The sequence below is a fragment of the Paucibacter hankyongi genome (assembly GCF_037482915.1).
GTDB classification, from domain to species: domain Bacteria; phylum Pseudomonadota; class Gammaproteobacteria; order Burkholderiales; family Burkholderiaceae_C; genus Paucibacter_A; species Paucibacter_A hankyongi.
On the sequence record NZ_JBBHJX010000002.1, the window covers coordinates 529,544 to 556,419 of the forward strand.

Below are 26,876 nucleotides of genomic sequence, written 5' to 3' on the forward strand. Positions count from 1 at the left end.
TCAAGGAGCGGAAAATGAAGAAATCGTTCAAGCAAGTGTTGGCCTTGGGTCTGGCTCTGGCCGCATTGAGCCCTGTGGCGCAAGCCCGTGACACCACCTTGCACATCCCTCTGGCCGATGTGTTGGCCATGCCCGAGGCGCAGGGCAAGCTCGACGGCTCGGTCAAGTTCTATCTGGCCGGACAGAAGACCCCCAAGGTTGAGAAGACCTTCTCCAGCGACTCTTCCAACCAAAAGACCAATGGCGTGGGCAAGAGCGATGAGTTCGGCTGCAAGTGGGCGGCGCTGTCGGCGCTGATCGCTTTCCAGAACAGCGCCAAGCGCGAAGGCGCCAACGCGGTGATCGATCTGGTCAGCTATTACAAGAAGAACGAAGTCAAGAGCGACACCACCTTTGAGTGCCATGCCGGCGCCGTGATCATCGGCGTGGCCTTGAAGGGCACTTACGCCAAGGTTGCCGAATAAGGCTCAGGGCTAAGCTTCTGCTTGCACGGCACCTGGGGCCGGCAAGCAGCCCGCCTGCAAACAAGAAATATTGGAAAACGATGAGGGAAACGATGAAACAGCACCGCATTGCTCTGCTCGGACTGGCGGCCCTCGCTCTGAGCGGCTGCGCCATCCGGCAAAACGTCAAACCGGCCGAAAGCTTTACCGAGCGGCAGATCTGCATCATTGAGAGCCCGGCGGTCAAAAACGGCTTCTTGGAGTCTTATCGCAAGGTGCTGGTCCAAAAGGGCTATGAGGTGCGCATGCTGCCTCCCTCGGCTGCGCTGAACGAATGCCCGATCACGAGCACCTATACGGCCAACTGGCGCTGGGACCTGGCGCTCTATATGGCTTATGCCGAGATCAAGGTGTACAAGCAGGCCAAGCCTAGCGGTGAAGCCATTTACGACGCGACCCGCGGCGGCGGCAATATGGGCAAGTTCATTGCCGCCGATGTCAAGATCGCCGAGTTGGTGAACAAGCTCTTTCCCGGCGGTGCCGGCGCGCGGTGAGCCTGATCTGTGAACTGGCGCGGCAGGACGCGCTGGTTCAAGACTTGCCCGCGGCGCAAGACTGGCTCAGCGCCAGTGAGTTGCAGCGCCTTGATGGTTTCAATCATCCGCAGCGGCGGGCCAGTTTTTTGGCTGGTCGCCGCCTGATGCGACTGGCCCTGGCCCGCTGGCCGGGGCTCTCTCAGCCCCGATTGATCGTTGATGAACAGGGCCGCAGCCACGTCGAAGACCGGCCCGATTTGTGTCTGTCGATTTCACACAGCGGCGCCTGGGTTGCCTGCGTTGTTGCCGATGCGCCGCTCGGCTTGGACATCGAGGACACCGGCCGCAGCCGTGACTTTGCGGCCTTGGCCGAGTTGGTGCATAGCCCCGCGCAGTGCCAGGCCATCCAGGCGGCCCCCTCAGCGGCCGAGCGAGCCCGACAGTTCTACCAATGGTGGACGCTGAAAGAAGCCTGGTTCAAACGCCAGGGTTTGGGCTTGGACATGGCGCGCATGCCGCAGCTGAGCTACGAACCCAGCCCGAGTGCTGGTTCTGCCGTCTGCTGCTTGCTGCCGCACATCGGTCTGCTGCTGGCGCTGGATGGGCCTGCCTGCGCGCACTCGCGCTTGCCGAGCGAGTTGGCGGGTATGGCGCCGGTCTGGTGCCGGTTTGACTACGCGACCGCCCGCTGAGTCCGGCGGGGGTCTAAAGGCGGGCGGGTCTTGCCTCGCCACTAAAATGCGGGCACAGCCACTTCGTGGCTGTGAACCCGAATGATTTCTCCCTCACTTACCGGTCCCGCCTGTGTCCAAGCCCATTTCTCTTTCCCGTCACCAAGGCATGGATGCCATTGAACTGCTGTCGCCAGACGGCGCCCGGGCCACCGTGTTGTTGCATGGCGGCCATCTGGTGTCGTGGCAGCCGGCCGGCGGCGACGAACAGCTCTATATGTCGCCCAAGTCGGCGTTTGCCTCGGGGCAGGCGATCCGCGGCGGCGTGCCGGTGATCTTTCCGCAGTTCGGTGCCCGTGGCCCCTTGCAGCGGCACGGCTTTGCCCGCGGCAAGCCTTGGTCCTTGGTGATGGCCGAGCAGGGCAAGGATGATGCCTTGGCCGTTTTGCGTCTGAGCGACGATGCGGCCACGCGGATGTTCTGGCCGCATGCGTTTGAGCTGGAACTGAGCGTGCGCATCAGCGGCCGCGAGTTGCAGATCGAGTTGGCCTGCGAGAACAAAGGCGAGACGGCTTTTGACTTCACCGCTGCGCTGCACAGTTATTTGCGCCTGGATGACCTCGACTCCACCAGCGTTCAAGGCCTGACCGCCTTGCGTTATTGGGACGCGGTGGATGAGATGGAGAAAGTGCAGCGGGTCGATTTGTTGCTGCCCGGCGGCGACCTGGATCGCATCTACCACCGCGTGCGCGAGGAGTTGACGCTGCGCGAGCGCCTGGCCACCAGCGAGCGCCGTTTGCAGATTCGCCAGCAGGGCTTTGACGATGCCGTGGTCTGGAATCCGGGCGCCGAAAAATGCGCGGCGCTGGCGGACATGCCGGCGGATGGCTACAAGCACATGCTCTGCGTGGAGGCGGCCCAGGTCGAGCGGCCCTTGAGTTTGGCGCCCGGCGAGAGTTGGGCCGGCATGCAGACCTTGACTTTGCTTTGACCGTTGTCGGATAGCCCCTGGCTGACATAAGCTGTCTGCTCCTTAAAAAGAGAGGCAGCAAGCCATGGCAAGCAAGAGCGGCGGCAAGTCCAGGACCGGAGACAAGCCCGAGGGCAAAGCCAAGGCCGGGGCTCCCGGCAAGCTGAGCAAGAGCGACTACCTTGAGCAACTGGCGCCCTTGCACCTGGAACTCAACGCGATGGCGCATTGGTTGCAGCACCAGGGGCAGCGCCTGGTGGTCGTGGTCGAGGGGCGCGACACCGCCGGCAAGGGCGGTGTGATCTCAGCCATCTCCGAAACCTTGAATCCGCGCCAATGCCACACCGTGGCCTTGGGCAAGCCGAGCGACCGCGAGCGCGGCGAGTGGTACTTTCAGCGCTATGTACCGCATCTGCCGGCGGCCGGCGAGATCGCGCTGTTCGACCGCAGTTGGTACAACCGGGCCGGCGTCGAGACGGTGATGGGCTTTTGCACGCCGGCGCAGACACAGGCCTTTCTGAAGCAGGCGCCGGTGTTTGAAAAACTGCTGGTTGATGACGGCGTGCTGCTCTTCAAATACTGGCTGACGGTGGATCAAGAGCAGCAGGAGATCCGCTTTGCCGAGCGCTTGGCCGACCCGCTGAAGCGCTGGAAGTTGTCACCCATCGACCTGGAGGCGCGCCGCTTGTACAAGGAATACGGCGAGGCCCGCGATGTGATGTTGAACGCCACGCACACGCGCCATGCGCCCTGGACGCTGGTGGACTTCAATGACCAGCGCCGTGGCCGCTTGGCCTTGATCCGGCATTTGCTGGCCCATCTGCCCGATGTGACCGTGCCTCAGGCCAAGCTGCGTTTTCCGCCGCTGGGCCACAAGCCCTGGGTGGAGAGCTTCGGCAGCAAACACCGGCCGATCAACTCGAGCAGAACCGGCTGAAACGCTTCGACGACCGCCAGGTTGGCCAGGGATCCGGTGCTTAGAGGATGACCACCGCGTCGGGCAGCTCGTTCGGGTTGCTCTGCCCCGGCGCCAGTGGAAACTTGCTTTGCAGCAGCGAGTCGACGGCGTCGACGGCGGCTTGCAGGCCGCTGTCGATGCGACCGGCACGCAGGTGCTCGCGCAAGGTGTCGATGATGGCCTGCCAGGACGCGTCATCGACCTGGGCATTGAGCCCGCGGTCGGCGACGATCTCGATGGCGCGATCGGCCAGCAAGAGATAGATCAGCACGCCGTTATTGGCCTCGGTGTCCCAGATGCGCAGCTTGCCAAACAGCGTCACCGCGCGCTGCCGGGCGCTCAGGCGCTTGCTCAGATAAGACAGCGGCAAACCCGCTTCGATGCAGACACAGATCTCGCCGCTATGCCTAGCCTCGCTGGCGCGAATGCGGTTCTCCAGCCCGGCGATGGCCGAGGATGGCAGCGCACGGGCAATGTCGCTGGCGTCGACCCAGCGATGCTTGAGCAAGCGGCCCAGCATTGATTTCTTGTGGCTTTGCTGAGGCATCTTGTTCACCAATCTCCCGAGGCACCGCCGCCGCCAAAGTCACCACCGCCGCCGGAGGAGAAACCCCCGCCACCGCCACCGCCACCAAAACCGCCGCCACCGCCTCCGCCGCCCCAAATAACCGGGCCGCCGTGAGAGCCCCGACGGCTGATGCCGCGGCCGGCGCCGACGCCCATCACGCCGACCAAAATCATCGAGGCTACGGCGGCGATGCCGGCGATCAATAAGCTGGAGGCAAACACCCAGCCGAGTGCGCCGGCCGCGCCGCCGGTCAGCAGGCTGCCGAGCTTGCGGCCGAAGATGCCGATCAAAATACCGCCCAGCACCGGCACGCCGATGAAGAACAGTGCCCCCAATTCCTCGAAGCTGAAGCCGTCGCGGGCGTGGCCGGGCTTGGCGCTTTGTTTGGGTGCCGGCAGGGCCTCGCCGCGAATGCGTGCCGACAATTGGTCCACGGCCTGATTCAACCCGCCGGCGTAGTCACCCGCCTTGAAGGCAGGGGTGATGGCGTTTTGGATGATCTGACGCGCCGCCAGGTCGGGCACTGCGCCTTCTAGCGTCTTGGCCACCTCGATGCGCACCTTGCGGTCGGTTTTGGCGACGACGATCAAGAGTCCGTCCCCGACATCGCGGCGGCCGATCTTCCAGCTGTCGCCGATGCGCTGGGCATAACTCGCAATGTCCTCGGGTGCCACCGTGGGCACCAGCAGAATCACCAGCTGTGAACCGGCTTCTTGCTCAAAGCTGGCCAGCTTGGCCTCCAGCGCGCTTTTCTGCGCCGCGCTGAGGGTGGCGGTCTGGTCAATCACACGGCCGCTCAAGGCGGGCACGGGCAAGACATCCTGGGCGTGAACGGCCTGCCCGAGCCCAAGCCCGATGCAAAGCAGCAAGAGGGCTAACAGCGAGAACAGGCGTCCACGCATCGCGGGCCAGCCTTATTTGGCCGCCGGTTTGTCGAAATTCACCGTTGGCGCGGCCTTGATCGCGGCCTCGTTCTCGACGGTGAAGCTGGGCTTGACCTTGTAGCCGAAGATCATGGCGGTCAAGTTGGTCGGGAACTGGCGGGTGTGCACGTTGTACTCGGCGACCGTCTTGATGTAGCGGTTGCGTGCCACGGTGATGCGATTCTCGGTCCCCTCAAGCTGCACGCGCAGGTCCTGGAAGCCCTGATTGGCCTTCAGGTTAGGGTAGTTCTCGGTCACCATCATCAGGCGGCTCAAGGCGCTCGACACTTCGCCCTGGGCGGCTTGGAACTTCTTCAGCGCCTCGGGGTTGTTCGCCAACTCGGGCGTGACCTGGATGCTGGTCGCCTTGGCGCGCGCCTCGACCACCTTGGTCAGCGTTTCCTGCTCAAAATTCGCTTCGCCCTTGACGGTGCTGACGATGTTGGGAATCAGGTCGGCGCGGCGCTGGTATTGGTTCAGCACCTCGGACCAACCGGCATTGACCTGCTCGTCCAGCGTTTGGAACTGGTTGTAGCCGCAGCCGGACAAGCCGAGGCTGGCGCTCAGCACGATGGCGGCAAGAGCGCCGCGCTTCAGAGTCGACATCATCTGGAATTTCTCCTTCAGCAATGGGGACCTCGCGCTAGGTGGTGGCGAGATGATCGAAATCAAGTCCGGGCGCAGTATCGCAGCGCCGAGCCCGCGGCATTGGATAATCGCTCCCCTATGAATGCCCCCCTTCAAAACGACACCTTTCTGCGCGCCTGTTTGCGCCAGCCTACCGACTACACCCCCGTCTGGCTGATGCGCCAGGCCGGCCGCTATCTGCCCGAGTACCGCGACACGCGGGCCAAGGCCGGCAGCTTCATGGGTCTGGCCACCAACCGCGACTACGCGACCGAGGTGACGCTGCAGCCCTTAGAGCGTTACGACCTCGATGCGGCCATCTTGTTCAGCGACATCCTGACCGTGCCGGATGCGATGGGCTTGGGCCTTTCTTTCCAAATCGGCGAAGGTCCCAAGTTTGCCAAGGTGGTGCGTGACGAGGCCGCCGTGGCCGAGTTGGCCGTGCCGGACATGGACAAGCTGCGCTATGTCTTTGACGCCGTCACTTCCATCCGCAAGGCCTTGAATGGCCGCGTGCCGCTGATTGGCTTCTCCGGCAGCCCCTGGACCCTGGCCTGCTATATGGTCGAGGGCGGCGGCTCGGACGACTATCGCCAGGTCAAGAGCCTGATGTATGCGCGCCCCGACCTGATGCATCGCATCTTGCAGGTCAATGCCGACGCGGTGGCGCAGTATCTGAATGCCCAGATCGAAGCCGGCGCCCAGGCCGTGATGTTGTTCGACAGCTGGGGTGGTGTGTTGGCCGACGGCATGTTCCAGCGCTTCAGCCTCGATTACTCGCGTCGCGTGTTGGCCCAGGTCAAGACCGAACACGAAGGCCAGCGCATCCCGCGCATCTTGTTCACCAAGGGCGGTGCGCTCTGGTTGGATGAGATTGCCGACGCTGGTGCCGATGTGGTGGGCTTGGACTGGACGGCCAATCTCGGCCGCGCCCGTGCCCAGGTCGGCGGCCGGGTGGCCCTGCAAGGCAATTTGGACCCGAACGTCTTGTTCGCGCCGCCGGACGCGATCCGCGAACAGGTGCGCTCGGTGCTGGACAGCTTTGGCAACCCGCGCCGCGCCGACGGCAGTTGGGACGGCCATGTGTTCAATTTGGGACATGGCATCAGCCAATTCACTCCGCCCGAGCATGTAACGGCGCTGGTGGATGAGGTGCACGCCCATTCACGCCGCATTCGCGCTGGCGCCTGAACGCGAGGCCTGGGCCCTAGGGCCCAGAAATAGTGCCCGCGAAACGTGAAGTAAGCACTTAGGGTAGGGACTTATCCCCAGAAACGCGTTAACGAGAATGGGCCTATTCACATACATCGGCGCACATTCGCGTTTTCCCGATTGCGGGCTAAGTGCTTGATTTATATGAAGGCGTCGCCAGTGCTCGTTGAATGGTCTTTGACGAGGCGCTACTGCGACAGCGGTGCGCAGCCAGCACTCTTAGAACTTTCCCCACAAAGTTATCCACAGAAACTGTGGGCAAAGTCGCGAGTCCTTTCAAATCATGCACTTAAGCGTTAAAGCTCATTTGATACCTGATCTGAATAGCCGGTGGCTGGCATGAGTGAAGCGCTGGCGCCGGTCGCGGAGCAACGGCTGAGGGTGGCGGTGGACGCCCCGCAGCACAGTGGCATCAGCGGCCCGCTGGACTATTTGAGTGTGCAGACCCTGCCGCCCGGCAGTTTGGTGCGGGTGCCTTTGGGCCGGCGCGAGTTGATGGGCATCGTCTGGCCCGGTGAGCCGGACCCGAGCACGCCTGCGGAGTCGCTGCGGCCGATTCTGGGTAGTCTGGACGGTATTCCGCCGCTGTCGCCGGCCTGGTGCGGGCTGCTTGAGTTTGCTGCCGCCTATTACCAGCGCGGCATTGGCGAGTTGGCGCTGTCGGTGCTGCCGCCGCAATTGCGTGAATTGGATGGCCAGCAGCTGAAGTTGCGCCTGAAACGCCTGGATAAATGGGCGGCCGAGCAGGCCAAGGCGGCGGTGCCGGAGGGCGGAGTAGCGCCGGCCGCGGCCAAGCCCGAGCTCAGCCCGGCTCAGGCCGAGGTCCTGGGTCAGTTGGATGCGCTTTTGGCCTCCGGTGAGGCGCCGCCGCCCTTGCTGCTTTATGGCGTCACGGGCAGCGGCAAGACCGAGGTCTATCTGCGTGCCGCCGAGCATGCGCTGGCCCAGGGCCGGCAGGTGCTGGTGCTGGTGCCCGAGATCAACTTGACGCCGCAGCTGGAGGCGCGCTTTGCCGAACGCTTTGTTGGCCGCGCCATTGTTTCATTGCACAGCGGCCTGACGCCGGCGCAGCGCCTGCGTAACTGGTTAGCCGCTCATGCCGGTCAGGCCGAGCTGGTGCTGGGCACGCGGCTGGCGGTGTTTGCCTCAATGCCGAGGCTTGGCCTGATCGTGGTCGACGAGGAGCACGACCCGTCCTACAAGCAGCAAGACGGCGCGCGCTACTCGGCCCGTGATCTGGCCGTCTACCGCGCCCATCAGCTGAAGGTGCCCGTCATTCTTGGTTCGGCCACGCCCTCGCTGGAGAGTTGGCAGCGCGCCAATGAAGGGCGCTACAAGCGCCTGGCCTTGCCGGAGCGCATCGGCGGCGGCGCCATGCCGCGTGTGCGCTTGTTCGATATGAAGGCGCTGCCGCTCACCAAGGGAGTCACCACGGCGCTGACGGCGCCGCTGCTGGAGGCGCTGCGCAAACGGCTGGAGCGCGGTGAGCAGAGCCTGATCTTCTTGAATCGGCGCGGCTATGCGCCTGTGCTGCATTGCGCCGAGTGCAACTGGAAGAGCGACTGCCCGCATTGCAGTGCCTGGCGCGTTTTCCACAAGGGCGACCGCACGCTGCGCTGCCACCATTGCGGCTTCACCCAGCGCGTGCCCAGTGAATGCCCGACCTGCGGCAACCAGGACATCGCGCCTTTGGGGCGTGGCACCGAGCGCTTGGAGGAGCAGTTGCAAGAGCAGTTGCCCGGCGCGCGTGTGCTGCGCATCGATGCCGATTCGACCAAGCTGAAGGGCGAGTTGGAGGCGCAACTGCAAGCGGTGCACAACGGCGAGATCGACATCCTGGTCGGCACCCAGATGATCACCAAAGGGCACGACTTCCGCCGCATCACGCTGGTGGCTGCGGTCAACCCGGACGGTGCTCTGTTCAGCAGCGACTTCCGCGCGCCTGAGCGTTTGTTCGCCTTGTTGATGCAGGCCGGAGGGCGTGCCGGGCGCGATGCGGAGCAGGCGGCGCGCAGCGAGATGTGGGTGCAGACCTGGCACCCCGAGCATGCGCTGTACAAGGCGCTGGCCCAACATAACTTTGAGGCCTTTGCCAAGAGTCAACTGGCCGAACGCGAGTCGGCCGGCCTGCCGCCGTTTGCCCACCTGGCTTTGCTGCGCGCCGAGGGCCGCAGCGCCGAGGCGGCCAAGGGTTTCCTGGAGGCCGCTTCACGCTGGGCCCGTGCCTTGCCGGAGGCCGATCAGGTGTTGATCTATCCCAGCATCCCGATGAGCGTGGCCCGGGTGGCCAACGTTGAGCGCATGCAGATGCTGGTCGAGGCCAGCAGTCGTGGTGCGCTGCAACGCCTGCTGTGGCATTGGATGCCCGAATTGCAGGCCCTCAAGCGTGAGCACAAGGGCCTGCTGCGTTGGGCGGTCGATGTGGACCCGCTGGCGATTTAGGCTCGCTGGCGGCGCTTGGCTGCGGCGCCCAGCACCCCCAAGCCGGCCAGCAGCAAGGCATAGCTGGCTGGTTCGGGCACGGCAGCCACATTGCCCAGCGTCAGGTCATTGGCCGCCACCCAGGCGAAGTCGCCGTTCGGCTGCACCGCGCTGACCTGGAACACATCGATGCGGCTGGTCGAGACAAAGCCAAAGAAGCTGCCCGGTGTGGGGTTGTTCACCAGGATCAGCTCTTCCTTGCTGTCGGCGTCCAGCACGTTCAGGCGGATGGTTTGGCCGGCCTTGTAGGCGCCCGACTCGTCGGTGCCGAAAAAGAAGCCGCCTATGCCATAAACCTTGTCGGAGAAGTAGCCAAAGGTCAGGTAGTCGCTGGCTTGATTGGTGGACAGCCAGCTGTCCTCGGTGCTGCCTGCGGCGTAAAGCGTGGAGTCTTCGCCGGGGCCAGCCACCGACCAAGCGGTGTAGCTGTGTTCGCCGGTCGTGCGGCTCATATAGCCTGGGCCTTGGGCCCAGAAGGGCAGGTCGTCAAATTTGTCCACGGCTGGCGCCGAGATGGCCGCCAGATAGGCCGCTTGCGAGTTGAAGAAGGTGATCTCGGCCTGCGCGGCGCTGCTGCCAAACAAGGCGGCCAGGGCCAGCACGGGAGCGGTGAAGTATTCGCGTTTCATAAACATCCTTGAATCTTGTGTGGGCGGTGTCGCCGCTCTTGAAGCGCAGGGCTTCGCGGGCGGCGACTGATTTGCTTTTCTTGCTGCTGATCTTTGGGCTTAGCGGGTCTCGCAACGACCCAGACGGGCGCCTGCCTTGACCTTGGCGACTGCTTCTTGCGGGAAGCCCACCAGGGTGTTGCTGCTGCCGCCTTCGCAGACGTAGACCTTCTTCATGTCGACCAACCAGGTCATGGACACGCCGGTCAAGCCACCGGCTATTGCCGTGCCGGGGCCGTTCAGGGCGATTGGGTTTTCCATGCCGTACTTGGCGGCTTCGACCACGCCTTGCTTGCGGAAGAAGTCGTTCAAGTTCATCCAGCCCAGCTCATCCACCCACATAAAGCCGGCCAGGCTGGTGAAGAAGCTGCCGACGCGAGCCACGATCACCCGGCCGTCGTCGCTGATGGCATTGAGTTGCTGCGGTGGCACGCCGAAGTTGGCTTCCACCCAGGCGGCGCCTTCGGTCTTGCAGTAGTCATTGCCGTCCCATGTCTGCAGCGGGAAGTCCGTGCAGTACTTGGGTGAGCTGATGTCCCGCATGGCTTTTGCATCGGTGCCCAGGTAAGGGTTCCACATCAGCACACTGCGCTCGGTGGCCAGCGGAACGCGCTGGCCATCAGCGCTGACCAGGTCGGCCGTGTAGGCGCCGGTCAAGGCCGTCAGGTCAATCGGCGCACCTTCCTTGAACCAGGCATAGGCATTGCTGCCATTGCCTTGTCCCACCACCACCTCGGCATTGGCCGAGACGCCGGCAGCGCGAATCCAGGGCATCCAGTCGAGATTCAAGCCATCCAGACGCAGAGCGCGGCCGCCTTTGTCGGCCGTCCAGAGGTAAGGCACGACGCTGAGGGACTGCGAGCTTGGGTCAAAAGTGCCGCAGCTGCCGTCAGGCTTTTCATAGGTGCTGTAGCCCACGGCGGAGCGTCCGTCACGGCTCATGCCCCAGCCATAGCTGGTGGTGCCGCTGCCCCATTCATCGCAGCGATTGCTCAGGGCGCCCATGGGCACGACCTTGTTGGTGTCGGTGTTCCACAGGGCCATTTGCTTGAGCAGATAGGGGTTGCCTTCTGGGTCGTACTGCACCTCGCCGTCGAAGTTGGCTTCCACCATCATCTTGCGGCCGTCGCCGGTCATCGAGCTCATGGCCGAACCGCCCAGATTGAGCGCCTCAGGCGTGAGACTGGGGCCGGCGTCCGCATCCCAGAGGAAGGGAATGCCCTGGCCGAGGGTGCCACCGCCGCGCCGGGCGTCGTCAGACAAGCTGGTCACATAGCCGCCGGTCAGGAAGGTGTACTGCACGCCCTCGGTGCGGCCGTTGAAGACCAGATTGGCCGTCTTGGTGACGCCGGCCTCGGCCTGAATGGCGTTGGTCTTGCAGGGGGTGTCCGAGCTCGGGTCATTGGACTCACCCTCGTTCCAATACTCGGCCTGCGACATCAGCATCGTCGGCCGGGTCGGGTAGCCGCCGGCATTGATCTCCTCGATATAGATCACATAGCTTTCGCCGGCCTTCAGGTTGTTGATGCGGAAGCGCCCATCCGGGCCGAGCTGGCCTTGGGTCTGGTCGCCCGACATCACCGAGATCGCGTCGCCCAGCGGGTCTTTCACATTGCGGGCAATGATGTTGATGCCGCTGTAGCCGGTCTTGCCATCTTTCAGCAGCAAGCTGCCGGCGATGGAGCCGGTCTTGCTGAGGTAGTCGTCGGTGGGGTAGAGATTGGAGATGGCGGCGATGTCATCGGGCCGGTCCACCGTGCTCATCTCATAACCGGCCGAGCGGCCTTTGGCCACACTGCTCGGGTCGATGAAGGGGAACATGGTCTCGATGTACTTCGGGTCGATATGGCTGGCCACCGGCCCGCGCAGCCAATGGTGCACTGGCGCCACGCAGCCCGCCACGCCAGGGTAGAGGTCACGCCCATAGTCTGGCATGCTCATATAGGCCAGCTGGCCATTGGTCTGCGAGTGCGACAGATTGATCGCATGGCCGAACTCATGGGTGAAGATGCCGGCATAACGGCTGCCACCGACGTCAGCGGGCGGCAGATTGCGTTGGCCGGGCGGCGGTGTTTCATGGCTGACCATCCAGCCGTTCATCACCGCAGTGGCCTTGACGATGGTCTCGGGGTAGCCATCGCCATCGAGGTCTTCGGCGATCTCGGGCATCGCAATGCCCAGCACCTGATCCTTGGGCACGCCGAAGAACTCCTCCAGCACGCGACCGTCCACGTCATAGATCACGTAGAAGCCGCCCTCGTTGTACTTGCCGTAGACCAGGGCGGCGGAGGCGCCGTCCTTCACGTCCACGCCAATGCTGGGCACGGCGGTGAAGGGGGTGAACTTGACGGGGTCAGTTTCGGCGCGCCAGGTCGAGGTGGCTACCGAACTCCATTGCTTCAGCGAGAAGGCGGTGATCTTGTTGGCCTGCGCTTCGTTGAGGAAGATGCTGCCGTCATCCTTGCGCGAGAAGGCGCCGACGTCGGTGTAGACCTTGATCGGGCCCTTGCTGGTGTCCCAGCGCAGCGGCTTCAGATTGGCGGGGTTGCCGTCCAGAAAGAGGGGGCCGGCGGCGTGGGCAGCGGCGCTGGCCAGTAGCAGGGCGGCCAGGGCGGTAAAGAGTTGGGTGGTTTTCATCAGCGCATCACTCCTGTGGCGACCCAGTTGTTCTTGACGGCGCGGTTGACCAGGCCTTGCAGCACGGCCAGATCCACGGCGCCTGAGCGTTTGGCCAACATGGCGGTTTCGCTGTTGCGCAGCAGGCCGCTATCGACCGAGACCCCTTCGAACAGGCCCTCGTTGTTGAAGGCATTGGCTGCTTTGCTGCCGTTGATGCTGAACTTGCCCTGGGCCAGGCCCACGGGCGTGCGCAGGCCGGTGGCAGCCGCTGGTTTGTTCATGAAGGTCAGCACGCGCTCGCCGACCTGCCAGGTCGGCATGCCTTCGATCTTGGCCGGCAGCAGGTAGCGGCCATCGCTCATCTTGCGTGGCTTGAGCAGGCCGTACTGGCGGAAGCTGTAGCTGCTGCTGGTGTCCAGCGTTTGCTTGGCGCTACCGCTGACTTTGAGCGTCACTTCGGTGAAAGGCAGGCCGTTCTCAATACCGTCTTTCACGGCAGTGACCTGACCGCTGACGATCAAGTCCGCCTTGGCAATCATCTGGCTGAGGTTTTGAGGCGGCAACTGGGTGGCCAGCGCCGGCAGGGCCAAGCTGGCCGAGGCGGCCAGCAGCGCCGTGCGTATGGCGCTGCTGAGGGCGCGCGGTGGCGCGAGGGTAGGGCGAAGAACTTTCATGGCAAAACTCCTGAATGACAGCGGGGAGGAAAGACCAACACAAAAACGTGAAAAGCTGCACGAAGCTGCGGCTCAGGGTTGTGACCTTATCGACTCGCTCCCTTGTCATCCCCCCCCGCCGCGGGTGGGGTCGTTCGCTTTCAGCTAATGGATTACCTGGGCGGCCTAGGGTTTTTGCTGAGCGCTGCGCCGAAGGGGTGCGCGGCTGCGATAGGCCCGCCCGTTCTTGGTGCCCGCAGCCCCCCCCCGGATGGAGGGGATGGGCTAGGGGATAGCGCCGGGGTGAGCGGTCTTAGCCCGGCCCTAGACTTGGCCCATGAGATACGCGGTGAGTGATGGCAGGGTCGAGACCTTGGCGCTGAGCTTGGAGTCAGCCTCCGGCAGCGCGCGTTTGCATACCTTGTTGGCGCTGGCCTGGCATCTGCGCCAACGCGACAGCCTGCGCGCCGAGCAGCTGCTGGCCGAGTTCTGGCGCTGGCTGCCCCGGCACCGCCTGCCGCTGGATCAGCTCAATGCCCTGAGCGCGCGCGCTGCGCTGACCGCTTGTGAAACCGCCTCCCTGTTCTGCCGCTTTGACGATGCGCAGGCCTGGTTGGACCGGGCGCGTGCGCACCTGAACCCCAGTATTGATGTGTATGCCGAGGGCGACGCCTGCCTGGCCGAGGTCTTGCTGCGCAAGCTGAGGGGGCAGCGCGCCGAGGAAATCTCGCTGCTGGAGCAAGCGCTGCGCTTGTTTGATGCCTTGCCCGATCCGCAACGCCGGGGCGTAACGCGTGCGCTGCTGCGCTCCGAGTTGGGCCTCTACTTGGCCAACCCAGGCGCCGAGGCCGAGTCGGCTCTGGCCGCTGGGCCGCTGAACGATGTTGATGCGCCCGAGCAAGAGGACAAGGCGGTGCAGGTCTATGACCTGGCTTCGCGCGCCTTCCCTTTGTGTTTGCGCGAGCCGGCCGAGGCGGCCGCGCTGTTTCAAGCCTCCGGCGCCCTGGCCTTGGAGATGGGTTTCTTGCGCTTTCATTGCATCGCCATGATGAATGCCAGCAATGCCTTGCTGGAACTGGGCGATATGGAGCAGGCGGCGCAGTGTTTCGAAGCCGCCGCGCAGCGAGCCCGGCAGACTCAATGGCCGGCCTTGATGGGCATGACGCAGACGCAGGTCGGCCGGGTCTTGCGCCTGCTGGGGCGCGGGCAAGAAAGTTTGCAGGCGCTGACTGAAGCCTTGGCGCAGTTGCGCGCCGTACCGCCCGGCCTGATCACCGCCTTTGCCTGCGCCGAACTTGCTTTTTCGCTGCGCGCGGTGGAGCGCACCCAGGAGTCGGTCGATGTGATGTGGGAGGCCATCCAGCTCTACCGCAGCGGCAAACATATGTGCAATCTGGCGCTGAGCCTGGCGCGTCAGGCCAAGTCCCTGGCGCAACTGGGTCAGATCGAGGCCGCTTTGGCGGCGCTGGATGAATCCAAAGCGCTGACCGAGCATTATGGTTACGACACCGTCAAGGTCGATATCAGCGAAGCCATGGCCGAGGTGCACCGGCGTAGCCGTCAGCAACTACCTACGCCGCCGGAGATGACCGCGCCCACGGCCACCATCCACTATGCCCAGACCGCACTGGATCGCGGCATGGGGATTGATGGCTGGCGGCCGCCGCCGGCCTTGCTGGACTATCTGGCCGAGGCCTGGGCCGAAGCTGATCAAGATGCCGATCACATGGCCAAAGCCTATGCCTATGCGAGGCGTGCGCGCCTGGCGCAGCGGCAAGAGAGCGGCATGGCCTTGAAAGATTCGCGGCCGCTATTGCATCTGCTGGGCTACCAAAAGGCTGACCCGCTGGTTGCCAGTAAGCCGCTGGAGCTGGCGCAGCTACAGCCCTCCCCGCACTGGACCCGACAAGAACCGGAAGCCAGTCTCTTGACCCCGAAGGAGCAGGAGGTGCTGCAACTGCTGGCTCGCAACTACTCGAATAAAGAGATCGCGCAGTCGCTGGGCGTCAGCGCCGAGACGGTGAAATGGCATTTGAAAGGTCTGTACGGCAAGCTTGAAGCCGGCTCGCGTCGGCATGCGGTAACGCGAGCCCGCACCTTGGGCATGCTGGGCAAGCTGCTATGAGGGGGTTGCGATGACGCTGACGCATGTGGCGCTCTTGTACCTGCACCTGCTTGCGGCCGCGTTTTGGCTGGGCGGCATGGCGACATTTTTGTTCGCAGTGCGACCCGCGGTGCTGCAAACCTTGGAGGCCCCGCCGCTGCGGCTGGCCTTGCTGACCCGCGCGCTGGGGCGGTTTCTAACGTTGGTGCTGGTGGCCGTTGTCGTGTTGCTGCTGTCGGGCCTGGCCATGTGGCCAAGCGCCGCCGCGCAGGCCTCTTGGCCCTTGCAGGGTATGGCCGGGTTAGGCCTGTTGATGATGGCGGTGTTTGCCAGGATTCGTTGGGCCTGGTACCCACGCCTGCGCGGGGCCACGCAGCTTGAGGCTTGGCCGAAGGCTGCCGAGGCTTTGAACCGCATCCGCTTGTTGGTGGGTGTGAATCTCAGCCTAGCCGCTTTGGTGTTTGCACTGGGTGCCTTGGGTCGCGTTTTCTGAAGCAGGGCTGCTCAGCGATCAGTGCTCAGTGCCCATGGCTCTAAGTTCAACGCGCCGCTTTCGGGTCGCCGAGGTGCTGGCGCAGCCACTGGCGCATTTCCCACTGCACCTGGCCGACGGACTCGCGTGCGCTATAGCCATGCGCTTCCAAAGGCAATGACACATAACGCACCGTACCGCCGGTGCCGGCCAGGGCCTGGAAGAGTCGCTCGCTCTGCATGGCTGGTGTGCCTGAACGGTTGTCGGCTTCGCCGTGGATCAAGAGCAGTGGTTCCTTGATCTGCTGGGCGTACAACAGCGGCGATAGCTTCAAGTAGGTCTCGCGTGCGTCCCAGAGTGAGCGGCGTTCGCTCTGAAAACCGAAGGGAGTGAGGGTGCGGTTGTAAGCGCCGCTGCGAGCAATGCCGACCTTGAACAGATCGGTGTGTGCCAGCAGATTGACCGCCATGAATGCGCCGTAGCTGTGGCCGCCAATGGCCATGCGCTTGGGGTCGCTGACGCCGAGTTCCTCGGCCTTGTCAATGATGGCCCGGGCGCTCAAGGTGATCTGTTCGACAAACTCGTCGTTGACGGTCTTGGCATCGCCAATGATGGGCATGGTGGCATCGTTGAGCACCACAAAGCCCTCCAGTGCCAACATCACTGGGCTGATGCCGCTGAAATTGGGGAAACGATTCGGTGAGCCACTGACCTGGCCGGCCAGTGCCGCATCGTTGAATTCCAGCGGGTAGGCCCAGACCAGGGTCGGGCGGGCCTCGCCCTCTTTGTAGTCGGGCGGCAGGTACATCCAGAACGACATCTCGACACCGTCCGCGCGTTTGAAGTTGATCAACTCGCGCCGGATCTTGCGCAGCAAGGGGTGGGTCTCGGGCGCGCGGGTCAGGTGGCTGCCGGTCTGGGCTTGGCCATTTGACCCACTCTGCAGCGGGTGAAGGTGCAGGCTGGGCGCGCTGTTGATACTTTCGTGCAGCGTCAGCACCTGATTTCCGTTCAACAGGTCCAGTGCCTGTTCATAGGCTTTGTCGCTGGATTGGAATAGCCGTTGCGTGCTGCCGTCGCGCAGCGAGACCCGGTCCAAGAAAGGGCGGTCCCCCTTGGGGCTGGCGCCCTGGCCCACCATCAGCAGGGCGCCGCCCTGGGTTTGTGCCAGCGCTCGGCCGCGGCGCGCATCGGTGCGCATCAGCGGCGTGCCGGGGTGGCGATAGCGTTCGCGCAGCGCATGTTCAAACAAGGTGCTGACGCTGCCGCCGCGCAGCGTCAGTAAATAGCTGCGGGTCAGGGCGCGCAGAGGGTCTTCTTCGCTCAGCAGGGCGTGCTGCCCATCGTCCAGAAAGCGCATGCCGCTGAAACGGAAGGGAATGCGCAGCAGCTCCTGAGCCTCGCCGGTGTAAGGCGGGTCCAGCCGCATCAAGCGGTCACGGTGCGGCGCGCGTTGGTTGGGGTTGCCGCCGTCCAGGGCCTCGACCCAGAACACCGCAGCGTCCCGGTTGGGCGAGGCGAAGAACAGGCGCGGGCCGGGCAGCACACCGTTGATGGCCACGCCGCGTTTGAGCGGCAGGCGGGCGATTTCGCGTAAGACGCTGCCATCGCCGCGCCTCACCTCGACAACCTCAGGGAAGTCATCCCAGGTCAGGCTGTAGCTGAAGGGGCGGGTGATGCGCTCGGTCAGCAAGGTGTCGTCATCGCCGATGCTGGCGACGCTGAAGAACAGCGCCGGCGCGCCGAGCTTTTGGGTCTGCAGTGTTGGCAGGCTCACCCGCGTCAGCTGTGACAGGCCATGGTGCTCCAGCAGGTCTTCGTCATGCGGGGAGCTGAGCAAGTCGGCGTAGGTGCGCTCGGGCGACGCTCGGCCACTGCTTTCGCGTACCACCGGCGCGGCGGGTACCTTGGGTTCTTGCGGGCCCTTGCCGCGCTTGTCGGGCATGGCCAGCAACACCAGTTGCTGCGGATTTAACCAGGCCAACTCACCTTGGCTGAGCGCATTGTTCAGGCGCAAGCCCGGCACACGACGGAGTTGCCCGCTGGCGCTGTCGCCAACCCAGAGTTCGTTGTTCTTGTCGCCGCGGCGCTCCAGCAGAAAGTGCTGCCCGTCGGGGGCCCAACTGAAGCTGTGAAACCAGCCCTTGTCCGCTTGATTGGGCCCATTCAGATCCAGCACCCGCTCCGGTGCCTGTGGGTCCAGCAGCTTGCGCAGGCGCAGCGCCTGGATGGCCGGCGTCTGGCTCGGTTGGCCGGTGGCCTCATCAAAGCGCAGGCCGGCCAGCTTACGTGTCGGCCGGGCCAATTCGGCCAAGCTGGTGAAGCGGCGCAATTCCAGCAGGGCCAGGGTTTGTTTGTCCGGTGAAACGAGGTGTTTGGGCAGGGCCGGTGCATCCAGCAACTCGCGCACGGCTTTGCTTGGCTGCTGGTAACCAGTGAGCTGCGGCGCAGCCTGCAGACCGAGGCCGCAAAGCGTCACACCGAGCCACAACAGGGTTCGGGCGCGGCGGATACAGAGTCGGTTCAGCAAGGTGGGGGCGGGGCTAGGGGTGGCGGGAAAGCGTATCAGATCAGGTGCAGGCAGAGCGGAGGGGCGCCGCAGCGTTAGCCCAGCCGCCAGGCCAGCAGCGAAAAGCTCAGGAACGCCAACAAGGTCGAGGCCAGGATGATGCGTGCCACCCGGCCATTGTCGGCGCCATAGCGCTCCGCCAGCAGCGAGACATTGCTGGCGCTGGGCAGGGCCGCAGCCAGGGTCAGCACGGTCAACTCAAAGCTGCCCAAGGGGGCGCCCAGCGCCTGGGCCGATCGACCCAGGCCAAACACCAGGGCCGGGTGAACGATCAGCTTGAGCAGGGCGACCGGCAGGTACAAGGCCAGGGGTGTGCGGCTGTGCGCCTGCTGTCCTGCACGCCACAGCACCGCGCCAATGGTGAACAAGGCTACCGGCGTGGCTGCATCGCCGAGCATTTTGATGACAGTGGCCAGCGGCCCGGGCAGGGTCCAGCCCAGCGCCGCAACGCTCAGACCTGCGGCGATGGCCCATGGCAGTGGGTTGGACAGTGCGCCGCGCAAGGCTTGCAGCAGCGCTTGGCGGGCATTGCCGGGCCCGGCGTCATGCGCCCGCGCCAAGGCAATGCACAGCGAACTGGTGAAGAACAGATCGACCAAGATGGTGCAGATCACCGGCCCGGCTGCGGCCTCGCCCAACAAGGCCACCAGCAGCGGCACTCCCATGAAGCCGGTGTTGGGAAAAGCGGCAACCAAGGCGCCGAAGGCGGCGTCCTTCAGGCCGACGCGCCGGGACCGAGTCAAGGCAATGGTGAGTGCCACCATGACCATGGCGCTGACCAGATAGACGCCCAGCACCAGCGGGTTCAGCAGCGTTGCCAAGGGCGTGTTGAGGCCAAAGCGGAACAACATGCAGGGCAGGGCGAAGAACAGCACGAAGCCATTCAGCCCGGGAATCGCCGCCTCGGCCAGCACGCCGCGCTGCGCCGCCAGGTAGCCGCACAGCACCAGGGCGAAAAAGGGCAGGGTGACGGCGAAGATGGCTTGCATGGCGGCCCGCAGTATCGCAAGCGTGGCTTGCTGCCGGCTGAATGGCCGCTGTCCCCCGCTCGGGCCGGCGAGGCGAAGCTCGGCGTTGGGCCCACAAATTCACGGCGAGCGTGAGCGATTGCGCATCACCCCCGGATTGCGGGGCCTGCTGCGCTGCCGATTGGCGGGACTGTCCTCTACCATCTCGGCATAAACCCTATGCGCATGCCCGAACTCGCCCTCCCCCCTCCCGCGTCCCAAGCTTTGCTGCGCGAAGGCGCCGCTCTGGGCGTTTGGCGCCTGTGTGCCGCGCTCCATGGCCGTGAAGCGACTCAGCATGGCCAGTGGTACAGCGCCAGGCATGCCTTGGCTGCCGATCAGCATTGCAATGTCTTGGTGTTGCCGCGCAGTGAACGGGCGGCCGGCATCATGCTGCGCTTTGGTGACTTGGCTGGCGAATTGGGGCATTTGAATCATCCGGTCATCAAGGTGCCGACCGATAGCGGTGTCACCAATGATGGTCAGCCCTATATGATTTTTGCGGCCGCCGAGGGGCAGCCCATCGTGCGGGCCTGTACCTCGCTGCCGTTGCGGGAACGTCTGCAATTGATCGTGTCGCTTTGCGATGCGCTGCGCTACGCGCACCAGCAGGGCTGGTTGCTGGCCGAACTTGACCCGGCCATGTTGTGGGTGAGCCCGGACCGTAAACTCAGCTTGATGGGCATGGGTTTGTTGCCCATGCCCGATCCGGCCGACCCGTTTGAGCGAGGCCAAAGCCTGGGCTCGGCGCCCGGACTTGCCAGTCCTGAAACCTTGGCCGGTGATCCGCCCAGCTTGGTCAGCGAGGTCTATGGTGTGGGCGCGCTGATGTGTTTGCTGGTCGACGGCCGCTTGCCGAGTCAGTTCGGTGCGGACCCCGAGGCCGCCTCGCCGGCTTCGTCGTGGCCGGGTTTGTCGGCGGTAGAGCGCTTCAGCCTGGATGCCTTGTGCGCCAAGGCGGTGGCGCCGCGCGCCAGCCGCCGTCATGCCGGGGTGGAGGCCTTGGCCGAAGACCTGCGCGCCTGGTTGGCCGGAGAAAATCATTCGGCCTTGGCCCTGACGCCTATGCCGAGCACACCGGTGTCGATGGAGCGTGAGTCCGACTTGGCCACATGGCCCCCCAAGGCACATCCGGTCAAACGCATGGCGCAGACGGCCCTGGTGCTGGCTGGTATTGCCGGCCTGTCTTGGTTTGGCCTGCAGGCCTGGCAGCAGCATTCGGCCGAGCATGCGCCTGATCACGCAGCCGCGCCCGTCACGGATCGTGCAACCGGCTCCGCGCCATCGGCCGGCCGTTCAAACGTCGAGGCCCCCGGTTCGGTGAAACTGGCCGCCGCGACAGGGCTGCCCAGGCCGCAGCCTATGGCCAAACCGAAGGCGTCGCCCACCGCCGACATCTCGTCCCGCGAGGACGATGGCGCCAAGGCGGCCAGCGAGCCCGAGACTAGATAGCCTGCGCGCCGGGCCGCCCGGCTTCGACGGCGAAGCGCGCCGACACATCGACCGGACTGGCGGCATCCCATAACTCGCGCACGCTGCGCAACTCGGCCTCGAGTCGATCGTTGCGCAGTGAAAAACTCATATAGCCATGCTGGTCGCTGCGGCCATAGCGGATATGCGGGTTGTGTCCCAGTGCACGCGTGACGCGGGCCTGGTCCAAGCCCTGGCTGCTGATCGAGGTGCCGCAGAATTCGGTCGCCAGCACCGGGCTGGCGGGGTCGGCAAAGTCCAGCTTCAGGTCGGCCACATAGTTGGCATGCACATCGCCGCCCAGCACCACCGCGTTTTGTGGCTTGGCTGCTTGCAGATCACGCAAGAGCCGCTGCCGGGCCGCCGGGTAGCCATCCCAGCCATCGGTCCAGTACACCGGACTTTCCGCCGGGTCGGCTTGCCAGTTCATGCGCGCCATCAGCGTTTGCTGGGCCAGCAGATTCCAGGGCCGGCTGCTGTCCCAGCTCTGCGCCAAGCGCTGTTCCTGGGCGGCGCCGAGCAGGCTACGGCGTGGATCGAGGAAGTCCGGACATTCCTTCACCGACAGCGTGTTCGATCCCCCGCGCCCCGGCTTGGGGCAGACCTGCGGGTCACGCCATTGGCGGTCGTCAACGGTGATGATGCGGGCTAGGCGGCCCCAGTCGTAGCGATTGAAGAGTCGGATATCGCTGCCGCGTGGCCGCATCGCCTTGGTGAAAGGCATGTGTTCCCAATAGGCTTTGGCCGAAGCGATACGGCGCTGCGGAAAGTCTGCCTCCAGGCCCTGCGAATGGTCGCCGGCCCAGTCGTTGTCGACCTCATGGTCGTCCCAGATGACGATCCAGGGTGCTCGCGCATGCATGGCCTGCAGGGCCGGGTCACTCTTGTACTGGGCATAACGCTGTCGATAATCGGCCAGCGAGCGGCACAGGCCCCCCTGGTGCACGCGCGGCGAGGGGCCGCTGGCCGATGCATTCGAGATCGCGGCGTTCTCGTAGATGTAGTCACCCAGGAACAGCACCAGGTCCAGGTCCTGCCGGGCCATATCGGCCCAGGCGGCATAACGGCCATGGTCCCAGCGCTGGCAGGAGGCGATGGCGAAGCGCAATTGCTGAACCTGCGCATCGGCGGCCGGCGCCGTGCGGGTACGGCCAACCATGCTGCGCGCGCCCAAGGCAGTGAAGCGGTACCAATACCAACGATCCGGCTTCAGCCCGCTCGGTTCGGCATGCACGCTATGGGCATCGGCCTCGATGGCGAGTTCGCTGCCCCGGGCAACGACACGACCGAAGGCCTCATCCTCGGCCAATTCCCACTGCACCTCGGTGTGAGCGGGAAGATCTTTGCCGGTCAAGCGGGTCCACAGCACCAGACTGTCGGCACGCGGGCAGCCGGAGGCTAGGCCGAGCGCAAATCGATCAATGCCTTCTGCAGCGAAGGCATGACGGACAAAGAGGGGGGCGCTGCTGGCGGCGAGGGCGGCTTGGAGGAGACGGCGGCGGGTGGGGACTTGGTTTGACATCGGCAATTTGAGCTTGGAAATAAGGAGTCGAGATGGACGTGAAGGCCACGCCTGCAAAGGGGGGCGTAGGCCTTAGCGGCTCGGTTGCAGGGGCCGCTGCTGTGGACGGTTTGGCGCCTAATGTTTGCTTGCTAGCTATTCCCTGTACTCCGTTCGATGGGCCGGCTACGGCCGTGGGCACGCCGTTGTTTGGGGCGAGGAAAGCTCGACCAAATCGCGGTTTGAGTCATGGCGATGAGAGCAATGATTGAGAGGTGAGCGACGGCAAATCTGCCCCAAAGCGCGGGCCCCGTCACGTAGTGTTCGCGATCGGCACTGAGTAAAAATTGCAGTGCTGAAAACGCTCTGTTGTGCTGTACCAGCAATGGCTCGGTGCCATTGACTAGCAAAAGGTAGCCAACGGGCAAGGAGATCAGCGTGCCGACTAAAGCCCAGGCGATACGCCGACGGGAAGCAAGCAAGGAACCGATGCAGGCGATCAGGAGCAGGTAGCCAAGCAATGGCGCGCAGGCTTCTGCGCTTCCTCTCCCGGCGATTAGCTCTACGAGGTTGTCTGTGGCGGCTTGAAGGACGATGACGTGATACTGCAAAGGTAGCAAGAACAGCGCCGAAAGGATCCACCAAAGTCCAGCTAAGCCGATGCGAGCTCCGCTGAGAGTCGCTGCCAATATGGCACCGCCTGTGAACATGAGCGTAAATAGGCTTAGCAACGGGATGAAACGGTAGACGTATTCGGCTTGCCCTGGCCAACCCAAAATAGGAGAGCCAATCACGTCATGAATCGATTCTGGCAAAACCGCAAATTGAAGCAAGGCCCAGCCTAAGAGTGCATGCAATGCCAGCAGCGCGGGATAGAACGCACCCTTGCCGCGTGCAGTACTCATCCAGCGCGCGCCGAGAGCCGGGAGGCCAAATGCCCAAAATAAAAAGGCGGACAAGGCAATTGGAGCGAGTACCGGATGGTATTCATTGGGCAGCTCGCGAATGTTGTAGGGCACAAACGGCAGGCGCACCACCACCGCTATGCCCATGGCCAATAGCATGATGCCTATGAGCAAAGTGAGTGCACTACGGCGCCAAGGGAGCCCGCTGGGCAGTGTGGCTGGTGATGGCGTAAGCGCTGGAGACATCGCCGCATTAGAACTAGGGAGGTTCAATAGCTTGGAGTCTGAGGGCGCGGCAAATGTGGGCTTTAGCGTCAGCGACGGAGGGACTTGAGTCGCGCGATCCACGTCTCTGGCTGCGGCCAAAGCGATATCTTTTCGCAAGGGGCTGAAACCCGCAGCAGCTATCAGCAGGCCGAACAGCATTGTCAATCGGGGTGCGTCAAACACGCTGTCAAAGCCACCTACAACAAAGAAGCCCAACACGGCAGCTAACAAGCTGGCAGCAAAGGCATCACCAGGCCAAGCGCGTTGGCTCAAGTGGATACAAGCTGCCACCGTTAGCGAGAAAATACTAAGCAGGCCGAGCCAGCCCTGCTCAAAGAAGACCGCCAACCAAAGATTCTTGATGTGCCAGGGCAGGTGGTTATACGGTGAGGATGGAAACCAGTGGTCTCCACCGTTTTGGAAACCGCCATTGCGGATGAGATCAATACCGGCGTCATCCACGATGCTCAAATCGTCCACGTCAATTGATGTCGCTGGGCTGGAGTTCTCCAACGAGATTTTGCTAATGCGCAGTGGGTGTTGGCCGACCGCACCTGAATTCAAATGGGCCTCAAAGTGCTGCCACTGCGTTGTGCTTCCTGAAGCGTGGAAGGTGCTGGATTGACAGGCAAAGCCTTGGAGGAAAGTCCGGTCGCAAAGCAGTACATTTAGCGTTGATGCTTTGCCATGGGTGCGTGCCGTTAGACGGACCACATAGTCTTGCGAAGGCTTGGGGAAGACGATCTGGTCCACATATAGTGTGGCCCCGTGGCGGATGCTCAAGTAACCGTTGCTACCCTCGAGTTCGTAGCGGTTCAAGGCAGGCTTGTCGGAGTTGCTGCTGAGTAGCATGTAGCTCTCTGGATAACGCCCCAACCCCATGCCAAACAGTTGCGAACCCCAGTTGTCCGTCATCATGCCTAGTGCCTCGGACCAATGGCTAGTGCGCGTGCCCATATCTGCATCGGTGTTGGCTAGCCGAGATTGCATAAATGAGCCCCACAGCACCGGGGCAATCACCAGCATCGCCAGCGCTAAACCGGCCGCTAACTTTAGGCCTGATATCGTTTGGCCTCTTTTGTTCGCGCCTACCGTTGATAGCAACATCCAGGTAGAGACCGTAAGCATCGATAGCAGCAAGGCTGCGACCGCAGCGCGTGCAAATGTCATCATTACGGCATACACCCCGGCAGCGAATAAAAGCCCTGCCGCTGCACGCATCGCGGTGTGCTTGGTACGTAAACCCCAAACTGCAGCAAACGGCAGCGACAGCAGTAAGAAGGCGTCGAGGTGTGCCCCTCCTGTATGCATGGTCGAAAAGAGGCCAACGACCCGAAAGTCACCGTTGAAATCGGACAAACCTACGTAAGCCAGGCGCTCCCAAATGACTGTGGCACAGGCCGCTGCCAGTCCCAAAATCATGCCAGTGCAAAGGGTACGCGCTGCATCCTGGCCCTTAGCCACTAAGCTGCTGAATAGCATTGCCAGACCGATCGCGAACACCATTCCCTTGCCCATGCGCAAGGAGGAAAAGTGGCTGTAGAGGCTCGCAAAAGCGTTGCCATCGAAGGTCTGTAAGGGGAACAAACCTATGACCGAACTCAGTAAATATGAAGCGACAAAAATGCCGGCTGACCATCTGAAAATGCGCCCGCTCACCTTGACTAAAGGCTGCCCGGCTGCTTGCCACAGGCCCACTGCCAAGGTCACCAGCACGAACGCATCAAACTCGTCGATGAAAAATCGACCGGTCCAAGGTGCCAGATCGAGTATTGGCAATAGAGCAGGCAAAACCACCAGCCAAGCCCTGGGTACACGCAATAGCAACCCGGCATAGGCCAATAGCGCCGCGCCCAGCATGAACTGCCCAATGGGATAGGTGATCACGATGGCAATGGCGCCCACCGTGCTCAAAAGAGATGCGCTACGCCCCAGCACCCAGCCTAGCGCATGGTTCTTGGTCGGGGAGCGGGGCGACGATGCGGCCACCGAGGAGATGCTGTCAGCAGCCAAAGGCTGGCTACGACCTGACTGAATCATCAGTGGCGCAAAGAAATACCCCAGGCAAGCGGCTAAGCTCGCGATGACAATGTTGCCGCTATCCGGGCTGCGGGCTGTCAAAAACAGCTTTGTCACTTCGACCACGAGTGCCAGTGCGCTTGCTAGCAAAGTGGCGCGACGTAAATGACGGCCTATGGATCGTAGCTGTCCGGTGTGCCGATCGACCCAATAGCGCCATATTCCAATTGGCATGTAGGCCGCTAACGCGAAAATTGTGCTGAGTAGAGCCAGATTGATGTCGGCTGCCTGATGTTGCAAAAAGGGCGCAAAACGTAGCGCCTGCCAACGAGCGCCCGCCTCGGAAAAAGATACCCAATTCCTCGTAAAAAACCCGGCCCAGACAGCGATGAGCAGCAAACATGCAATGCCTACTAGGCGGTGCGGCGCACGTTTGTGCGGAAGATTCGGTGCCGTGTAGTGCTGCTGTGCCACGACTTGGTAAAGGCGGCGTGTGATGTCCCCTAACAGTAGCCACGCGATCAAACCTAACGCGGTACCCATGCTGTTGGCGATGACATCCAGTATTGAGGAGTCGCGTGGCGGTACGAATAGCTGTGCAAATTCAATACAGAGGCTTAGCAGAGTTGCGCTCGTCATGACCCATAAGCCACCGGCCAGTTTTTTACCGATATTCGAAACTTGACTAAAGGTTGCTAAACCTAAAAAACCAACAGGCACAAAAATGGCGATGTTGGTTATCCAATCGGTCCACGATTTGATCTCTCTTACCGACTGACTGAGCCCCAAAAACTGACTTGAGACATCTCCAAGACTTAGAGACCTGAATTCCAGCGGAAGCAGACTGCCGTAAACCAAAAAGATGACCCAGACGCAAAGCAAGGCGCCGCAGGGAAACTGGAGTGATCCGTTCGAGCAGTCAGGCTGGGCGCTGGAGGGGAAGGCTGGCTGCTGGATGTGTTGCGAATGATTCATTGGGAAATCCGGGTCACAAATCGAAATCTTTTGGGCATTTCGATGTTCACAAAAATGGCCGCATCAAGCAGGGTTTTGTTTTCTGAGCGCCGGAGTAATTCGCACCGGGGTCCGAGGAGGCTGTATGGGCGTAGGTCAGGCAGCTTTTGCCGCCAGATTGGAAGTTGCCGACGGTAGTTTGCCTCAGCTTCTGACGTGCTGATGTAGCCGAAGGTGCAGAGTTGGCGAGGGTGTTTGAATCCAGCTACCCATTCAATG

At 63.1% G+C, this 26,876-nt stretch carries 21 protein-coding genes; 10 read left to right on the forward strand and 11 right to left on the reverse strand.

Going from position 1 to position 26,876, the window contains the following annotated elements; all coding sequences use genetic code 11:
• Window positions 1-14: 14 nt before the first annotated feature.
• The 5 genes from WG899_RS05885 (at window position 15) to ppk2 (ending at window position 3,557) form a co-directional block, all read left to right on the forward strand.
• The gene (locus WG899_RS05885; protein WP_339594689.1) at window positions 15-464 is read left to right on the forward strand and encodes an excinuclease ATPase subunit; all 450 of its coding nucleotides are present in this window, start codon (window positions 15-17) and stop codon (window positions 462-464) included.
• A 92-nt stretch (window positions 465-556) separates the two neighbouring features.
• Entirely contained in the window at window positions 557-997 is a 441-nt protein-coding gene (locus WG899_RS05890; protein ID WP_339594690.1) for an Sbal_3080 family lipoprotein, read from the forward strand.
• A complete protein-coding gene (locus WG899_RS05895) occupies window positions 994-1,671 on the forward strand; it encodes a 4'-phosphopantetheinyl transferase family protein (RefSeq protein WP_339594691.1) in 678 nt (225 codons plus the stop codon). The genes WG899_RS05890 and WG899_RS05895 overlap by 4 nt, the downstream gene beginning before the upstream one ends.
• Before the next feature lie 148 nt (window positions 1,672-1,819).
• On the forward strand, window positions 1,820-2,641 hold the full coding sequence (locus WG899_RS05900; RefSeq protein ID WP_339594692.1) for a D-hexose-6-phosphate mutarotase: 822 nt from the start codon (window positions 1,820-1,822) through the stop codon (window positions 2,639-2,641).
• A 64-nt stretch (window positions 2,642-2,705) separates the two neighbouring features.
• Window positions 2,706-3,557 carry a polyphosphate kinase 2 gene (gene ppk2 / locus WG899_RS05905; RefSeq protein WP_339594693.1) on the forward strand — a complete coding sequence of 284 codons (852 nt, stop codon included), beginning with the start codon at window positions 2,706-2,708 and terminating at the stop codon, window positions 3,555-3,557.
• A gap of 40 nt (window positions 3,558-3,597) precedes the next feature.
• Here the strand turns inward: ppk2 and WG899_RS05910 are convergent, their stop codons facing one another.
• Genes WG899_RS05910 through WG899_RS05920 form a run of 3 tightly spaced genes read right to left on the reverse strand, consistent with a single transcriptional unit; the run spans window position 3,598 to window position 5,678 of the window.
• Window positions 3,598-4,125 (reverse strand): TPM domain-containing protein, encoded by a 528-nt coding sequence (locus WG899_RS05910; RefSeq protein WP_339594720.1) that lies wholly within the window; start codon window positions 4,123-4,125, stop codon window positions 3,598-3,600.
• Between the two features lie 5 nt (window positions 4,126-4,130).
• Entirely contained in the window at window positions 4,131-5,048 is a 918-nt protein-coding gene (locus WG899_RS05915; RefSeq protein ID WP_339594694.1) for a TPM domain-containing protein, read from the reverse strand.
• Window positions 5,049-5,060: 12 nt separating this feature from the next.
• Window positions 5,061-5,678, reverse strand: a complete 618-nt coding sequence (locus WG899_RS05920; RefSeq protein ID WP_339594695.1) for a LemA family protein — start codon at window positions 5,676-5,678, stop codon at window positions 5,061-5,063.
• A gap of 117 nt (window positions 5,679-5,795) precedes the next feature.
• Between WG899_RS05920 and hemE the strand changes: the two genes are divergently transcribed.
• Together hemE and WG899_RS05930 are read left to right on the forward strand one after the other, a co-directional pair.
• Window positions 5,796-6,887 carry a uroporphyrinogen decarboxylase gene (hemE, locus tag WG899_RS05925; protein WP_339594696.1) on the forward strand — a complete coding sequence of 364 codons (1,092 nt, stop codon included), beginning with the start codon at window positions 5,796-5,798 and terminating at the stop codon, window positions 6,885-6,887.
• A gap of 360 nt (window positions 6,888-7,247) precedes the next feature.
• Window positions 7,248-9,350, forward strand: a complete 2,103-nt coding sequence (locus WG899_RS05930) for a primosomal protein N' (protein WP_339594697.1) — start codon at window positions 7,248-7,250, stop codon at window positions 9,348-9,350.
• Here the strand turns inward: WG899_RS05930 and WG899_RS05935 are convergent.
• From WG899_RS05935 to WG899_RS05945, 3 genes are all read right to left on the reverse strand, one after another.
• Window positions 9,347-10,018, reverse strand: coding sequence for a PEP-CTERM sorting domain-containing protein (locus WG899_RS05935; RefSeq protein ID WP_339594698.1), 672 nt, complete (start codon window positions 10,016-10,018; stop codon window positions 9,347-9,349). The two genes, WG899_RS05930 and WG899_RS05935, sit on opposite strands and share 4 nt — an antisense overlap.
• Window positions 10,019-10,117: 99 nt before the next feature.
• Window positions 10,118-12,694 (reverse strand): hypothetical protein, encoded by a 2,577-nt coding sequence (locus tag WG899_RS05940; protein WP_339594699.1) that lies wholly within the window; start codon window positions 12,692-12,694, stop codon window positions 10,118-10,120.
• On the reverse strand, window positions 12,694-13,350 hold the full coding sequence (locus WG899_RS05945; protein ID WP_339594700.1) for a hypothetical protein: 657 nt from the start codon (window positions 13,348-13,350) through the stop codon (window positions 12,694-12,696). The genes WG899_RS05940 and WG899_RS05945 overlap by 1 nt, the downstream gene beginning before the upstream one ends.
• Window positions 13,351-13,666: 316 nt before the next feature.
• On the opposite strand from WG899_RS05945, the gene WG899_RS05950 reads away from it, so the two are divergent.
• Window positions 13,667-15,454 carry a LuxR C-terminal-related transcriptional regulator gene (locus WG899_RS05950; RefSeq protein WP_339594701.1) on the forward strand — a complete coding sequence of 596 codons (1,788 nt, stop codon included), beginning with the start codon at window positions 13,667-13,669 and terminating at the stop codon, window positions 15,452-15,454.
• A 10-nt stretch (window positions 15,455-15,464) separates the two neighbouring features.
• Entirely contained in the window at window positions 15,465-15,926 is a 462-nt protein-coding gene (locus tag WG899_RS05955; protein WP_339594702.1) for a CopD family protein, read from the forward strand.
• Between the two features lie 46 nt (window positions 15,927-15,972).
• Here WG899_RS05955 and WG899_RS05960 read toward each other — a convergent pair whose 3' ends face one another.
• Both WG899_RS05960 and WG899_RS05965 read right to left on the reverse strand, forming a co-directional pair.
• A complete protein-coding gene (locus WG899_RS05960; RefSeq protein ID WP_339594703.1) occupies window positions 15,973-18,435 on the reverse strand; it encodes an alpha/beta hydrolase family protein in 2,463 nt (820 codons plus the stop codon).
• Window positions 18,436-18,509: 74 nt separating this feature from the next.
• The gene (locus WG899_RS05965; RefSeq protein WP_339594704.1) at window positions 18,510-19,463 is read right to left on the reverse strand and encodes an AEC family transporter; all 954 of its coding nucleotides are present in this window, start codon (window positions 19,461-19,463) and stop codon (window positions 18,510-18,512) included.
• 204 nt (window positions 19,464-19,667) lie between these two features.
• Here WG899_RS05965 and WG899_RS05970 point away from each other — a divergent pair, with 204 nt between their 5' ends.
• A complete protein-coding gene (locus WG899_RS05970; protein WP_339594705.1) occupies window positions 19,668-20,933 on the forward strand; it encodes a serine/threonine-protein kinase in 1,266 nt (421 codons plus the stop codon).
• Here the strand turns inward: WG899_RS05970 and WG899_RS05975 are convergent.
• The 3 genes from WG899_RS05975 to WG899_RS05985 all read right to left on the reverse strand — a co-directional run.
• Complete coding sequence (locus WG899_RS05975; protein WP_339594706.1) at window positions 20,926-22,473, reverse strand: alkaline phosphatase D family protein; 1,548 nt, start codon at window positions 22,471-22,473, stop codon at window positions 20,926-20,928. The genes WG899_RS05970 and WG899_RS05975 overlap by 8 nt on opposite strands.
• A gap of 131 nt (window positions 22,474-22,604) precedes the next feature.
• On the reverse strand, window positions 22,605-26,525 hold the full coding sequence (locus WG899_RS05980; RefSeq protein ID WP_339594707.1) for a VanZ family protein: 3,921 nt from the start codon (window positions 26,523-26,525) through the stop codon (window positions 22,605-22,607).
• Between the two features lie 89 nt (window positions 26,526-26,614).
• Window positions 26,615-26,876, reverse strand: a 262-nt coding sequence (locus tag WG899_RS05985) for a hypothetical protein (protein WP_339594708.1), incomplete at its 5' end; no start/stop codon positions are given.